This is a genomic window from Halogranum amylolyticum (assembly GCF_900110465.1).
In the GTDB taxonomy this organism is placed as follows: domain Archaea; phylum Halobacteriota; class Halobacteria; order Halobacteriales; family Haloferacaceae; genus Halogranum; species Halogranum amylolyticum.
Genome location: NZ_FODV01000021.1, coordinates 56557 through 70280, shown reverse-complemented (window position 1 = coordinate 70280; position 13724 = coordinate 56557). Strand labels below are relative to the sequence as shown.

Here is a 13724-nt window from a genome sequence, read left to right as displayed (position 1 = left end):
TCGTCGTAGATGAACACGCATTTTCCACCATCCCCGTCCGTCGGGAGCGCCTGAATCGAGGTTGGAATGGTACTGAGTCCGATGACTGCCGCTCCGGTCTTCATCGCCGTTCTTCGAGTTGGCATGAGAAGATGTGTAAACGGATTGAATTTATTTCTTGTGGCTAAATTTACATATTTCAGTTTATATGTTCTCGGAAGTTTGACTTTCAACAGATATTGATCTTCTGTGGGCCGTTGCCAGCGACAGAGACGAGTGCGTTCATATGTGTATCCAGATATGATTCCTAATCGATACGAGGCAGAAGACGAGACGCGACCGGCCCGTCCCAGATCTCACTCACGACGGGTCCGAGAGGTTCATCGCGTCGAAGAACCGCGAACCGATGCGGTCGCCGACGAACGCGACGAGTTCGAAGTCGTCGGCCGACTCGTCGGCGAAAAGACCGAGCGGAAGCTGTCCGCCGGCCATGTTGTCGTGACCACCGGCAGTCCCGACGTCGGCGAACGTCTGCCGGAGCAGTTCGCCGACGTCGATTCGCGAGTCGACGCTCCGCGCGCTCAACTGGACGTGGTCGCCGACGAGGCCGAACACGAGCACGGTCGTCACCCCCTCGAGGTTCAACAGGAGGTCGGCAGCCTGTGGGAGCGCGTCTCGCTCCGAGACGCGACCGACGCTCGAGACGAGCGCCGACCCGCGGATCTCGCGCGTTCGGATCGCCTCGCCGATGGCGTCCAACGTCTCCGGCGTGAACATCGCGCCGTACATCCGCTTGATCAACTCCTCGTCGACGAGATCCAGGAGGCGGGCCGCCACCTCGTACTCCCTCATCGTCGGGCCACGGACGAAATCGATCGTCTCCCGGTGGAGTGCGAAGAGCGCCGCCGCCGCCAACTCCGGTGTCGGTTCCAGGTCCAGTCCGTCCAGATACTCCAGCAGGATGGTAACCGTCGCGGCGTACCCGGTTCGGAGATCGAGGTAATCGGCGTCGACGGACGTCTCGTACTCGTGGTGGTCGATGACGACGTCGACGTTCGTTCCCGTCGGGACGCTGTTGTTGATACCGGGGACGGCGTGGTCGACGAAGGCCACGCTGTCGACGGTGTCGAGTTGGGCAGGGTCGAACCGATCGAGATCCAGTGCGAGCAGGTTGACGAACGCCCGGTTCTGCTGGTGGCTGATGTGGCCGCCGTAGACGATGTCGACGGTCTCGACGCCCGCCGACTCCGCGATCGTCCGCAGCGCGAGGGCGCTGGCGAGACAATCGGGGTCCGGACTGTCGTGACCGACGACGAGGAGCGACGACACCGTCTCGAAGGCGGCCACGAGGGCGGTCGGGTCCGCACCGGTCGACGGTTCTCCCGAATCGACGTCTGCGACCATGCCCGTGAGTTGTACTCGACGGTACTTGACTCGCACGCGGCGGCTCCGTGAGTCGACCGAACGTCCGGTTTCGAGCGGACCTAACGTTCGATCTGCCCCGTCGCCACGCTCTCGGCAGTCGCTCGGGCTGCGTGTCGCCGACCGTCGGAACGGGCTGACGACGACCCGACGGACGGAACGTTGAGGTGGCTGTCGACTCCAGGGAGCAGTAACGCTTCGTCCGCATGGTACGCACCTCACCGCTCGTCTTCGACGGCCACAACGACACGCTGTTGGATCTGCTGAACGACCGCAGCGGCGACCGGTCGTTCTTCGAGGCGAGCGACCGGGGCCATCTCGATCTCCCGCGGGCGCAGGAGGCCGGGTTCGGGGGCGGCTTCTTCGCGCTGTTCGTCCCTGGCGAGGGCGACCTCGACCCGGTTGCGACCGACGACGGCTACGAGGTCCCCTACTCGCCGCCGGTCCGCCCCGACTACGCCGCCGCCGTCACCGACGAACTGCTCGATCTCCTCGCGACCATCGAGTCCGACGCCGCAGGGAAAGTTCGCATCGCTCGGACGGCGGCGGAACTCCGCGACTGCTTCGAGGCGGGGTCGCTCGTCGCACTCCCACATCTGGAGGGGGCCGAGGCCGTCCGCCCGGACCTCTCGAACCTCACCGACCTCTACGACGCCGGCGTCCGCTCCATCGGACTCGTCTGGAGTCGCGAGAACGCCTTCGGTCACGGCGTCCCCTTCCGTTGCCCCGCTTCGCCCGACATCGGTCCAGGGCTGACCGACGCCGGCCGCGACCTCGTCCGCGCCTGCAACGACCTCGGCATCGTCGTCGACTGCGCACACCTCAACGAACGAGGGTTCTGGGACGTCGCCGACCTGTCGAACGCGCCGCTCGTCGTCACTCACACGGCAGCGCACGCGCTCTGTCCCTCCTCGCGGAACCTGACCGACGACCAACTCGACGCCGTCGCCGACGCCGGCGGCGTCGTCGGCGTCACGTTCGGCGTGAGCGCGCTCCGCCCGGATGGCGCGTTCGACCCCGACACACCGCTGTCGGTGCTCGCCGACCACGTCGAGTACGTCGCCGACCGCCTCGGCCCCGAGCACGTCGCGCTCGGCTCCGACTTCGACGGCGCGATGATCCCCGACCCGCTGGGCGACGTCCGTGGCCTCCCCGCGCTGTTCGACGAACTTCGCTCTCGCGGCTTCGACGAGGAAGCGCTGGAGAAGATCGCCCACGACAACTGGTTCCGCGTCCTCGAGGAGACGCTGACGGCCTGAGCGGTCCGGCGACCACTATCTTCAAGTCCACTTTGACTAATCACAGGGCAGTGGCAGTCTCGTTCGACCTGTTCGGAACACTTGTCGACGTGTCGTCCCCCGAGAACCCTGCGGCCGCAGTCGCCGCCGAACTCGAGACCTGCGGCGTCGCCGTCCCGGCCGACTGGGACGACGCCTACCGCGAGGTCCACATCGACGCGCCCGACGGAGCCGAAGTCCCCCTCCCCGCCCACGTCAGCGCCGCCCTCGCCAGTCGCGGCGTCGACGCGCCGAACAACGCCCCCCGCCACGCCGTCGTCGCGGCGTTCGACCCCGAGGTGACGACGCGCCCCGGCGCACGCGAGGCGGTCGACGCGGCCGCAGCCCACGGTCCGGTCGGCCTCCTCTCGAACTGCTCCGTCCCGGAACTGGTCGCGCGGACGCTCGTCCGTGCCGACGTCGGCCGCGACGACTTCGATACAGTCACCACGAGCGTCGCCTGCGGCTGGCGCAAACCACACCCGGACGCGTTCGCGACGGTCGCGGGCGCGCTCGGCGTGGCCGTCGAGGAGCTGATCCACGTCGGCGACGACCCCGAGACGGACGGCGGCGTCGCCGACTGCGGCGGTACGTTCGTCGACGTCGCCGACGTCCCACCGACCGCGTTCCCCGAGTGGCTGGCGACGCGGGAGGGTCGATGCCCCTGACGGCGACCGTCGCGGTCGTCCTCGGTGCGGGGCTCGACTCGCTCCTCGCGGAGCCGCCAACCCGACTGCATCCGGTCGTCTGGTTCGGACGGCTCGTCGAACCGTTCGACGCGGAGTGGGCGAACCCCCGAGCGGTGAGTCTCGCCGTCGCCATCGGCCTCCCCTTCCTCGCGGCGTTCGTCGTCTGGAGCGTCGTCGACGCGGCGGCCGCCCTCCACCCGTTCGTCGCGACGGTGCTCGCCGGACTCGTCCTGTTCGCGACGACGAGCCTGCGGATGCTGCTCGACGCCGCTCGCGACGTCGTCGCCCTGACCGAGACGGACCTCGACGTTGCCCGACACGAACTCCGCGCGCTGGCTGGACGAGACGCCTCCGCGCTGTCGACGGGCGAGGTCCGGAGTGCCGCCGTCGAGAGCCTCGCAGAGAACCTCGCCGACGGCCTCGTCGCCCCACTGTTCGGGTTCGCGCTCCTCGCCCCTCTGTCGCTGTCGCTCGCCGCGGGCGCGGCGGCGTGGGTGAAGGCGGTCAACACGCTCGACTCGATGCTCGGCTACCGCTCGAAACCCGTCGGTTGGGCGCCCGCCCGCCTCGACGACGCGGTGATGTGGCTCCCGGCACGACTGAGCGCGCTCCTCGTCGCGCTCGCGGCGGGTGCGCCGACGGCGCTCGTCCGCGCCCGCGAGGACGCCCGCGTCCCGACTTCGCCGAACTCCGGGTGGCCGATGGCGACGCTGGCCGTCGCCCTCGACGTCCGACTGGAGAAGGCCGGTCACTACCGACTGAACGCCGGTAACCCCTTACCGACCGTCGCCGACGCCGAACGCGGCGTCCGCGTCGTCGCCGGCGCGGGCGTGCTGGCCATCGCGCTCGCCGGGGTGGTCGCGTGGTTCTGAGCGCGCTCCGCGGCGGCGTCGCGTTCCTCACGCGCCTCCCCGTCGGCGGCGACGAGACGTGCTGGGACGCCTTCCGCCGGACGCCGGTCGTTTTCCCGCTCGTAGGGTACCTGGTGGGCCTGCTCGCGGCGCTCCCGCTCTTCGGTCCTACCCTCCTGTCGGCGCTCCCGCTGCTCCCAGGAGTCCCGCCGTTACCGCTCAACGCCGCCGTCGCGGGCTACCTGCTCGCGCTCTACGCAGTGACGGGGATCACCCACGCCGACGGTCTCGCGGACGTCGGCGACGCCTTCTCGGTCCACGGCGACGCCGACCGGCGGACAGCAGTACTCAAAGACTCCGAGACCGGCGTCGGCGGCACGCTCGCCGTCGTGCTCGTCGTCGTCGCGCTCGCGCTGGGTGCGCTCGGCCTCCCCACGAGCGGGTGGGGTGCGCTCCCCGCCGTCAGAGTCGTCGTCGCCGCCGAGGTCGCCGCCAAGACCGCGATGGCGCTCCTGGTCTGCGTCGGCAGCGCCCCCCACCAGGGGCTCGGCTCGCAGCTGGTCGAGGCGGTCGACGGCTGGTGGATCGTCCCCGTTCTCACGCTCTCGCTGCCGGTCGTGTTCGTCCCCGGTCCGGCCGCGCCGAGTGCACTGGCCGCCGTCGCCGCCGCTCCGCTCGTCGCGCTCGGCGTCGGCTGGTGGGCCACCCGGACGCTCGGCGGCGTCTCCGGCGACGTACTCGGGACTGCAAACGAACTCACCAGAGTCGTCGCGCTGCACGCGGGGGTGGTCGGGTGGACGTACTTCTGATGTGTGGCGGCCGCGGGACGCGACTCGGCGGCGACGTCGAGAAGCCGCTGGTCGAGGTCGACCGCGTGCCGATGATCGACCGCGTGCTCGACGCGCTCGAGGACAGTCGCACTGGGCAGATACATCCCGTCGTCTCCCCGCACACACCGGCGACGCGGGAACGTCTCGTCGACCGCTTCGGGAGCGACGAGTCGGTCGTCGACGCTCCGGGCGACGGGTACGTCGCCGACCTCGGCGAGGCGCTCGACCGAGTCGGCCGCGACGCCCCCGTCCTCACCGTCGTCGCCGACCTGCCGTTGCTCGCACCCGCGGTGATCGACCGAGTGCTAGCGGAGTTCGAAGCGGCCCGCAGCGAGCGCGACGGTGACGACCCGCCCTCGCTCACCGTCTGCGTTCCCGCAGTCGTCAAACGTCGACTCGGTGCGAGCGTCGACACGGCGTTCGACCACGGGGGACGGGAACTCGCTCCGACCGGGCTGAACGTCGTCGCGGGAAGCGACGACCACTTGTACCTCAGTCACGACGTCCGACTCAGTGTGAACGTGAACCGACCTGCGGACAGAGAGCTAGCGGAGGCGCTGTGCGACTGATCCTCGTCGCCGGATCGACGGCGACAGCAGAGATAGACGGCATCAGCGCCGCCGGCGCGGACGACGACCTGCTCGTCCACACGCCGGGCGCTGACGCCGAACTGCTCACCTACGGCGACGTAGTGCGCGCACCCGAGATGCCGACGAGTCCGAGCGGCTGTCCGACGCCGGCGCTCGTCACCCGTGCGGCCCGCGAACTCGTCGGCTTCGACGTCGTCGCCGTCGACGGCGGGTTGCGCGTCCCGACCGGTGCCCCGACGGTGACCGTCGGCGCTCGCCCCGGCGACGACATCCGCGAGCGGGACCCCGTCCCCTCCGCGCCGGGGTCGTTCGAGGCGGCCCGCCAGTACGGCCGGAAGCTCCCGGACGAGGAGGTCGTCCTCGGGGAGACCGTCCCTGGCGGGACGACGACCGCACTCGGCGTGCTCCGCGCGCTCGGCGAGGAGTGGTCGGTCTCCTCGTCGCTGCCGGAGAACCCGCTGACGTTGAAAGAGGAGGTCGTCGCCGACGGACTCGAAGCGAGCGGTCTCCGACCGGGCGACGCGGCGAACGAACCGAAGACCGCCGTCCGGCGGGTGGGCGATCCGGTGCTCGCCGTCGTCTCGGGACTCACCGTCGGGGCGCTGGAGTCGGGGACGCGGGTCGTCCTCGGTGGCGGGACGCAGATGATCGCGGCCGCCGCGCTCGTCCGCCACGCCGGCGTCGAGGCGCCGCTGTCGCTGGCGACGACGGCCTACGTCGCCGACAGCGTCCCGGATCTGCGGGTCGCGGCGGCGGAACTCGACCTCGGGCTGACCGTCAGCGACCCCGGGTTCGACGCCGTCGATCACACGGGACTGTCCGGGTACGCCGCCGGGGTCGCGAAGGAGGGAGCCGGAATGGGCGGTGCGCTCGCACTCGCCGACCGTGCTGGCGTGCTAAACGATGTCGCAGCCACAACGCTTGAATCAATCGCCCGTCTCTCTGCGCACAATGGACCCTGAAGCCCTCCCCGACGTCGAACACGTTCCTCACGGCGGGGTCGCCGACGCCCGGATACTGGACTTCAGCGCCAACATCAACCCCGCACGCCCGCGGGGTGTCACGGCGGTGTACGACGCCGCGTTCGCCGCGTCGAGTCGGTACCACACCGACGACTACACCGAGTACCGCACGGCCGCGGCGCAGTACTCGGGCTGTGACCCGAAACACGTCGTCCCGACGGCGGGCGGGCTCATCGCCATCCGACTGGCGCTCGGCGTCACCGTCTCGCCGGGCGACTCGGTCGCCGTACCGGCTCCGAGCTTCGGCGAGTACGCCCGCGAGGTGCGACTGCAGGGCGGCGAGGTCGAGTTCGTCGACGCCGACTCGGTGCTCGACATCGACCCCGAACCGCACTCGGTCGTCGTCGTCTGTAATCCGAACAACCCGACCGGGAAGCTCTACGACCCCGGCGAACTGCAGTGGTTCGCCCAGCAGTGCCGCCGAGCGGACACGACGCTGCTCGTCGACGAGGCGTTCCTCGACTTTACCAACTCGCCCTCCATCGGCGGGATGCGTGGTGTCGTCGTCGCCCGGTCGCTGACGAAGATGTTCGGGCTGCCTGGACTCCGGGCGGGCTACGCCGTCGCGAGCGACGACCTGCGCGAGCGCCTCGAGACCGCTCGCCCGGCGTGGGGACTCAGCACCCCCGCCGCCGACGTGGGGGCCTACTGCATGCAGCAAGAGGAGTTCGTCGCCGAGACGCGCGAGCGGATCGAACGCGAACGCACCCGGATGCGGGACGTCCTCTCCTACGAGTTCGACGTCCGGGAGTCGGGCGCGCCGTTCCTCCTGCTCGACGTCGGCGACCGCGACGTCCAGACCGTCGTCGAGACGACTCGCGAACGCGGGGTCGCCATCCGCGACGCCACCACGTTCCGCGGTCTGGACTCGCACGTCCGCGTCGCGGTCAAGCGCGCCGAGGAGAACGACAGACTGCTCGACGCGCTGCGGGACGTCTAGGACCCGTGTTCGAGACGACGGTACGCGACGGCGTCTGCCGCCTCTCCCGTGCAGGGACGCGGTGGCTCTCGACCGGATACGCGGGCGGGGAGTCACGCGGTCCCGCCGCCTACAACGTCACCGTCCCCGAGGGGTGGCCCGAGACCGACCTCGACGAGTACGTCCGCGAGCGACGCCGTCGGGCGGGGTTCGACGACCCGGGGCCGACGTTGTTGACGGGCGTCGACCAGCGACACGCACGCCGCGCCCGACTCGGCCCCGTCGAGGCGGTCGTGACGGGCGGCGTCTCCAACCCGGCGACGCTGCCGCTGGCTCCTGACTCCCGCACGACCGACGACGCTCCGGTCGACGGTTCGGCGCGAGACGACCGACCCGTCGGCACCGTCAACGTCGTCGTCGGCACAACCCGGTCGCTCGCCCCCGGCGCGCTCGCGAATCTCCTCACCGTCGCCGCGGAGGCGAAGACGGCGACGCTGCTGGCGACGACGGGGTTCACCGGGACGACCACCGACGCCGTCGTCGCCGCCTGCGACCCCGCGGGCGAGCAGGCCGCCTTCTCCGGGAGCGCGACCGAGGTCGGGACCGCCGCGCGGGCCTGCGTCCGCGACGCGCTGGTGGCGTCGCTGGACTCGCGGTACGCCGCGTCGGCGGGCGAGATCCCCGACTCCGTCGCCGACGCCGAGTACGGTGTGGTCACCGACGACCGAGCGGCGGTGTCGCGACTGTCGTGAGTCGGGCGCAGTCAGTCGAACGCTATCCGTTCGGCTGCCGGGTCGATAGTCGCAGTCGCGCCGATGGGAACGGGAACGATGGGGTTCGTGTGACCGAAGTCGACGTTCAGCACGATGGGCGCGGTCTCGTTGTACAGCGAGATGACGTCGACGTACTTCTGCTGTAGTTTCGCGCGGTACGCTTCCCGCTTGTCCTGTGACCGGTCGACGAGATGCGAGCGAGCCTTCACCCGGCCGACGAGGAACCCGTCGAACCGCGAGAGCAGTCCGCGCTCGCCGAGACCCAACAGGACTCGCTGGACCTCGCCGGGGCTGGGGAGCTCCTCGGAGGTCTCCAACAGGAGCACCGCGCCGTCGAGTTCTGCCGGGTCCGGGAGATAGCGCCCGGCGGCCGCTTGGAGGGCGGTGATTTCGAGACTCCCGCCCCAGGTCCGCCCCTCGACGGCGTCGTCGCCGCCGCGCCAGGTCCACCCGGGGTTCCGCTCCATCTCCGGGCTGTCGTCGATGCGGTCGGGGTCGTCCCAGCCGACGTCTTGGTCGGTGAACTCGACTGCGGGCGCTATCGACCCGACCGACTCCTCGAAGAGCGCGGTTCGGAGCGACGATTCGAGATACTCGGGGAGGGGGCCCGGTGTGGCGAACTCCGTCAACAGGTGGCCGCCGTAGTACGAGACGACACCTTGGTTCCAGAGGAACTGCGCGAGGTTCGTGTTGTCGCTGATGCCGTAGAACCGGGTGGGGTTAGCTCGGAGGACGTCGGCGTCCAGATGCTCAAGAATTCGAATCTGGTCGTTGCCGCCGATGGTCGAGACGACGGCAGCTATCTCGGGGTCGGCGAACGCTCGTTCGACGTCTTCGGCGCGCTCCTCGGGGTGATCGAACAGGTAACTGTCGCTCTCTCTCGCCGTCGGGAACTCGACGGGTTCGAGGTCGAAGACGGAGCGCAGTCGGTCGAGTCCCCGTTCGTAGACGTGTGGGAACCGGTCGGCGAGTCCGGACGCGGGCGAGACGATCGCGACTTTGTCTCCTCGCTCGACCGGCGGCGGCGTGACGAACTCGGACATCGTGTCAGATTCAGAACACACACACATAACCGTTGGTGAGACGGACGTCGCGACCACACCACTGTGCGGACGGCGCCCAAACGAGTCGGCCGACCGCTGAATTAAAGTACAGTTGCAGTAACCCATATCCAATGATATTCGAGGTGAGCCAGTGAGAGGTCTCGTCGTCGCCGGCACCGCTTCGGGTGTCGGCAAGACCGTCGCGACGCTCGCGCTCTGTCGCGCGCTCCAACGGGAGGGTCAGACCGTCCAACCCGCGAAAGCTGGTCCCGACTTCATCGACCCGAGTCACCACACCGCCACCACGTGGCGCGCGTCGCGGACGCTCGATCCGTGGCTGCAGGGAGCCGACGGTCTCCGTGAGAACTACGCCCGCGGCGAGGGTGACGTCTGCGTCGTCGAGGGGATGATGGGGCTGTACGACGGGAGCGGTGACCGCGAGGCGGATCCACAACTCGACACGTCGACCGCCCGCGTCGCCGACGGTCGTCAGTCCGATACGTCGACCGCCCGCGTCGCCGAACTGCTCGACCTGCCCGTGGTGCTCGTCGTCGACGGCAGCGCCGGGATGGAGAGCGTCGCCGCCACCGCAGTCGGGTTCGAGCGCTACGTCGCCCACACGGGCCACGACGTCGACGTCGCGGGCGTCGTCACGACCCGCGTCCACGGGGGGCGACACGAACGGGGTATCGCGTCGGCGCTCCCCGACGAGCTGACGTACTTCGGCCGGATCCCGCCGCGCGACGATCTGATCATCCCGGAGCGACATCTCGGGCTCGTACTCGGCGAGGAGTCGTCGCCGACGCCCGACGCGCTCGACGCGGCGGCCGACTGTCTCGACGTCGACCGCCTGCTCGACGCCTCGCGGGAGGCGACCGCACCCGACGGCGTCTCGACGAGCGACTCCCGTCGACAGGGGCGCGAGAGCGAGAGTGGAAGCGACGCGGACGCCCGTCCCCGCGTCGCCGTCGCCGACGACGCGGCTTTCCGGTTCGTCTATCCGGCGACGCGCGAGCGACTCCGGGCGCGGGCGACCGTCGTCCCCTTCGCGCCGACTGCGGGCGACGACCTGCCCGACTGCGACGGCGTCTACTTCCCCGGCGGCTACCCCGAACTCCACGCCGAGACGCTGGCGTCGAGCCCGGCGCTCGCGACGCTCGCCGACCGGGCCGCCGAGGGACTCCCGGTCCTCGGCGAGTGCGGCGGACTGATGGCGCTGGCCGAGTCGCTGACGACGGCCGACGGTGAGAGCTACGAGATGGCGGGCGTGCTCCCAGCCGACGTCCGGATGACAGATCGGTATCAGGCGCTCGACCACGTCGAGTTGGAGAGTCGAGACGGGACGCTCACCGCCGACGCGGGGACGACGCTCCACGGTCACGAGTTCCACTACTCCGAGGCCGACGTCGGCGACGACGCCCGGTTCGCGTTCGACGTGAAGCGAGGGGCGGGAGTCGACGGCGAGCGCGACGGTCTCACCGAGTACCGGACGCTGGGGACGTACGCCCACGTCCACGCCGCGAGCGGCGCGTTCGACCGCTTCGTCGCGGAGCTGTGATGCATCAGCGACCGAAAAGACGAACTGTCGTTGCGTGGCAGAGAGTCCCATGACCGACCGACGAGAGGAGGCCGTCGACGTGCTCCGACAGAACCGTCACGAGGGGTACACCATCCCCTCGGCGACGCTCTACCCCTACCAGTGGAACTGGGACTCGGCGTTCGTCGCCGTCGGACTCGCCCACGCCGACCCGGCGGCGGCGAAACGGGAGCTGCGAACGCTACTCGACGCGATGTGGCCCAACGGGATGGTGCCGCAGATCGCCTTCTGGGCCGACGCCGAGGGCTACTTCCCCGGTCCCGAGGAGTGGGACGCCGGCACCGACGAGGTGCAGACGAGCGGGATCACCCAACCGCCGATGCTCGTCCCCGCGGCCCGTCACGTCTACGAGACCACCGGCGACGACGCGTTCCGCGACGAACTGCTCCCCCTGCTGGATCGACATCTCTCGTGGTGGGTCGACGAGCGGTCGTTCGACGGCGACACCGTCTACGTCCGCCACCCGTGGGCGACGGGGATGGACGACTCGCCGGCGTGGGTACCCGTCCTCGAGTCGTTCGCCCCCGAGGAGATAACCGACGACCTCGACTACGTCCGGGAGGACCGCAAGTCCGCCGACCTCTCCGAACAGCGGCCGACCGACTGGGACTACGACCGCTACGTCGCGCTCGTCCGACAGGGGAAGGCGCTCGACTGGGACGAGGCGCGTCTCCGCGAGGAGTGTCCGTTCCTCGTCGAAGACGCGCTGACGAACGCGATCTTCGTCCGCGCCTGCGACGACCTCGCCGCGCTCTACGCGAGTGCGGGAGACCAGCGGAAGGCCGACGAGTGGCGTCGACAGGCCGAACACAGTCGCGCCGGGATGCGCGAGCGACTGTGGGACGAGGAGTTGGGGACGTTCGTCTCCTACGACCGTGTCGGCGACCGGCCGCTCCGAGTGAACTCCGTGGCGGGACTGATCGGCGTCTTCGGCGAGGTTCCGACGAACGAGCAGTTCGCTCGCCTCCGGGAGAACCTGCGCGAGAACTTCCTCACGTACGACTACGCCTGTCCCTCCTACGTCGGCCCCGAGATGGACTACGACCGCTACTGGCGCGGCCCGGTGTGGACGAACGTCAACTGGCTGCTCGCCGACGGCCTGCGGCGCTACGGCGCGGTCGACCTCGCCGACCGTATCGAAGGAGACAGCCTCGAACTCCTCGAACGCGAGGGGTTCCGCGAGTACTTCAACCCCGAGACGGGTGCGGGCCGCGGGAGCGACCGCTTCTCGTGGAGCGCCGCGCTCTACCTCGACTGGACAACCCATGAGTGACGACAGCACGACCTCAGACGACGAACCGCGAACCGGCCAGCAGACGCCCGAGACCACTCGCCGGAACACCCCCGGTAAGGGACGCAGACCGGACGCCCGCGCCATCGAACCGAGCGCGCCCGAGGAGTTCGGTCTCGTGCAGGCGTGGTGGGGCGGCGGCAAGGGGAAGACGACGGCCGCACTCGGCATGGGATTTCGCGCCGCCGGTCACGGCTACCGCGTCCACCTGCTGCAGTTCATGAAGGGCGGGGCGGACAGCGTCGAGGACGTCCGCGGCGAGTACAACGCCATCGCCGCAGTCCCCGGCATCAGCTACGAGAACCTCGGTCACTACGGGTGGGCCGGGATGCGCGACGGGAGCGACGAGGACGACCACGCCGCACAGGCCGACGCCGGCTTCAAGCGCGCACGGGAACTCGTCGACGCGGCGGGCGAGGCGGAGCTGACCGAGCCGCTCGCGCTCGACGGGGACCCCGAAGACGGCGTCCACCTGCTGATCCTCGACGAGCTACTCTACGCCGTCTCGATGGGTCTGCTCGACGAGGCGGACGTGCTCGACCTGATCCGGTCGAAGCCCGACGCTCTCGAACTGGTACTCACCGGGAGCCACGACCGACCGGCCTACCTCGACGACGTCGCTGACCTCGTCACGCAGGTGAAAAAGGAGAAGCATCCCTTCGAGGCGGGCCAGCGCGCCCGGAAGGGGACGGAGTTCTAGATCAAAACAGGTACGCCATCATCTGTTCTGCGACGTAGTCGTCGCCGATCTTGTAGTGTTTCTGCCGGATCGCCTCCGTCTCCCACCCCTGTGACTCGAGGAAGCTGACGGCGTCCTGGTTGGTGGCGGGGAGGCTCTGGTAGACCTTCTCGAACCCGTTACTTCGCGCCCACTCGAGACCGCGCTGCACGAGGTGGCTACCGATGCCGTTGCCGCGGTAGTCCTCGAGTACCCCGACGGTGAGCTCGGCGGTGTGTCTGAGCTTCTCGAACTCGGGGACGGTGAGGTGTGCCCACCCGACCACCTCGTCGTCGACGGTGGCGACGAAGAACACCCGCGACTCCCGTTCGTTGTGTCTGAGCAGCGCCCCCTCGTGGTCGAGCGCCTCGGCGACGCTCTCGGCGACGATGTACGTTCGCTCGGCGGCGACCTGCCGGATGGCGCCGATGATACCCGACAGATCCTCCTCGCGGGCCGGCCGGATGACGAAGTCGAGATCGTCGGTCGCGTACTGCTCTGCGGCCCCCGTCTCGAGTGCGAGGCGGAGTTTCCCGTCGTGTTCCTCGAGGTAGCCGTCGCGCTTCAACAGCGCCAGCTGGTGACGGAACTCCTCGGGGTTCGTGTTGACGTAGTCGTCGATCTCCGTCGCCTTCACCGCCCCGTTGCGCTCGACGTAGTCGTAGATCTGCTTTCCCACCGTGGATTCGAACTTCGGTTTCTCTCGGGCTTTCATGCGTAGCT

General features: G+C 69.5%; 14 protein-coding genes. 11 read left to right on the top strand and 3 right to left on the bottom strand.

The genetic code is table 11. From position 1 onward, the window contains the following. Positions 1–339: 339 nt before the first annotated feature. Positions 340–1383 (bottom strand): DHH family phosphoesterase, encoded by a 1044-nt coding sequence (locus BSG17_RS21625; RefSeq protein WP_089827467.1) that lies wholly within the window; start codon positions 1381–1383, stop codon positions 340–342. Positions 1384–1607: 224 nt separating this feature from the next. Here BSG17_RS21625 and BSG17_RS21620 point away from each other — a divergent pair, with 224 nt between their 5' ends. The 8 genes from BSG17_RS21620 to BSG17_RS21585 are packed head-to-tail and all read left to right on the top strand — an operon-like array spanning position 1608 to position 8331. Continuing rightward, entirely contained in the window at positions 1608–2660 is a 1053-nt protein-coding gene (locus BSG17_RS21620; RefSeq protein ID WP_089827466.1) for a dipeptidase, read from the top strand. 50 nt (positions 2661–2710) lie between these two features. Then, the gene (locus tag BSG17_RS21615; protein WP_089827465.1) at positions 2711–3346 is read left to right on the top strand and encodes an HAD family hydrolase; all 636 of its coding nucleotides are present in this window, start codon (positions 2711–2713) and stop codon (positions 3344–3346) included. Next, entirely contained in the window at positions 3337–4239 is a 903-nt protein-coding gene (cbiB, locus tag BSG17_RS21610) for an adenosylcobinamide-phosphate synthase CbiB (protein ID WP_089827464.1), read from the top strand. Before BSG17_RS21615 ends, cbiB begins: the two co-directional genes overlap by 10 nt. After that, the gene (gene cobS, locus BSG17_RS21605; protein WP_089827463.1) at positions 4230–5027 is read left to right on the top strand and encodes an adenosylcobinamide-GDP ribazoletransferase; all 798 of its coding nucleotides are present in this window, start codon (positions 4230–4232) and stop codon (positions 5025–5027) included. The genes cbiB and cobS overlap by 10 nt, the downstream gene beginning before the upstream one ends. Then, complete coding sequence (locus BSG17_RS21600) at positions 5027–5617, top strand: NTP transferase domain-containing protein (protein ID WP_089827462.1); 591 nt, start codon at positions 5027–5029, stop codon at positions 5615–5617. Before cobS ends, BSG17_RS21600 begins: the two co-directional genes overlap by 1 nt. Next, positions 5608–6600 carry a nicotinate-nucleotide--dimethylbenzimidazole phosphoribosyltransferase gene (locus BSG17_RS21595; protein WP_089827461.1) on the top strand — a complete coding sequence of 331 codons (993 nt, stop codon included), beginning with the start codon at positions 5608–5610 and terminating at the stop codon, positions 6598–6600. Before BSG17_RS21600 ends, BSG17_RS21595 begins: the two co-directional genes overlap by 10 nt. Then, positions 6590–7600, top strand: a complete 1011-nt coding sequence (gene cobD / locus BSG17_RS21590) for a threonine-phosphate decarboxylase CobD (protein ID WP_089827460.1) — start codon at positions 6590–6592, stop codon at positions 7598–7600. The genes BSG17_RS21595 and cobD overlap by 11 nt, the downstream gene beginning before the upstream one ends. A 5-nt stretch (positions 7601–7605) precedes the next feature. Beyond that, positions 7606–8331, top strand: coding sequence for an adenosylcobinamide amidohydrolase (locus BSG17_RS21585; protein WP_089827459.1), 726 nt, complete (start codon positions 7606–7608; stop codon positions 8329–8331). 11 nt (positions 8332–8342) lie between these two features. On the opposite strand, the gene BSG17_RS21580 is transcribed toward BSG17_RS21585, so the two are convergent. Next, on the bottom strand, positions 8343–9395 hold the full coding sequence (locus tag BSG17_RS21580; RefSeq protein WP_089827458.1) for a S66 family peptidase: 1053 nt from the start codon (positions 9393–9395) through the stop codon (positions 8343–8345). A 151-nt stretch (positions 9396–9546) separates the two neighbouring features. Between BSG17_RS21580 and BSG17_RS21575 the strand changes: the two genes are divergently transcribed. Genes BSG17_RS21575 through BSG17_RS21565 form a run of 3 tightly spaced genes read left to right on the top strand, consistent with a single transcriptional unit; the run spans position 9547 to position 12983 of the window. Then, positions 9547–10953: a cobyrinic acid a,c-diamide synthase gene (locus BSG17_RS21575; protein ID WP_089827457.1), complete on the top strand. Its 1407-nt coding sequence runs from the start codon at positions 9547–9549 to the stop codon at positions 10951–10953. A 49-nt stretch (positions 10954–11002) separates the two neighbouring features. After that, complete coding sequence (locus tag BSG17_RS21570) at positions 11003–12265, top strand: amylo-alpha-1,6-glucosidase (protein WP_089827456.1); 1263 nt, start codon at positions 11003–11005, stop codon at positions 12263–12265. Next, a complete protein-coding gene (locus BSG17_RS21565) occupies positions 12258–12983 on the top strand; it encodes a cob(I)yrinic acid a,c-diamide adenosyltransferase (RefSeq protein ID WP_089827455.1) in 726 nt (241 codons plus the stop codon). The genes BSG17_RS21570 and BSG17_RS21565 overlap by 8 nt, the downstream gene beginning before the upstream one ends. Position 12984: 1 nt before the next feature. On the opposite strand, the gene BSG17_RS21560 is transcribed toward BSG17_RS21565, so the two are convergent. Beyond that, positions 12985–13716, bottom strand: a complete 732-nt coding sequence (locus tag BSG17_RS21560; RefSeq protein ID WP_089827454.1) for a GNAT family N-acetyltransferase — start codon at positions 13714–13716, stop codon at positions 12985–12987. Positions 13717–13724: the final 8 nt, after the last annotated feature.

Bases quoted from the DNA above. Each gene is read 5' to 3' on its own strand.
- BSG17_RS21570 (WP_089827456.1), top strand. From the start codon at position 11,003: ATGACCGACCGACGAGAGGAGGCCGTCGACGTGCTCCGACAGAACCGT.
- BSG17_RS21580 (WP_089827458.1), bottom strand. From the start codon at position 9,395: ATGTCCGAGTTCGTCACGCCGCCGCCGGTCGAGCGAGGAGACAAAGTC.
- BSG17_RS21565 (WP_089827455.1), top strand. From the start codon at position 12,258: ATGAGTGACGACAGCACGACCTCAGACGACGAACCGCGAACCGGCCAG.
- cobD (WP_089827460.1), top strand. From the start codon at position 6,590: ATGGACCCTGAAGCCCTCCCCGACGTCGAACACGTTCCTCACGGCGGG.
- BSG17_RS21620 (WP_089827466.1), top strand. From the start codon at position 1,608: ATGGTACGCACCTCACCGCTCGTCTTCGACGGCCACAACGACACGCTG.
- BSG17_RS21625 (WP_089827467.1), bottom strand. From the start codon at position 1,383: ATGGTCGCAGACGTCGATTCGGGAGAACCGTCGACCGGTGCGGACCCG.
- BSG17_RS21600 (WP_089827462.1), top strand. From the start codon at position 5,027: ATGTGTGGCGGCCGCGGGACGCGACTCGGCGGCGACGTCGAGAAGCCG.
- BSG17_RS21560 (WP_089827454.1), bottom strand. From the start codon at position 13,716: ATGAAAGCCCGAGAGAAACCGAAGTTCGAATCCACGGTGGGAAAGCAG.
- cbiB (WP_089827464.1), top strand. From the start codon at position 3,337: ATGCCCCTGACGGCGACCGTCGCGGTCGTCCTCGGTGCGGGGCTCGAC.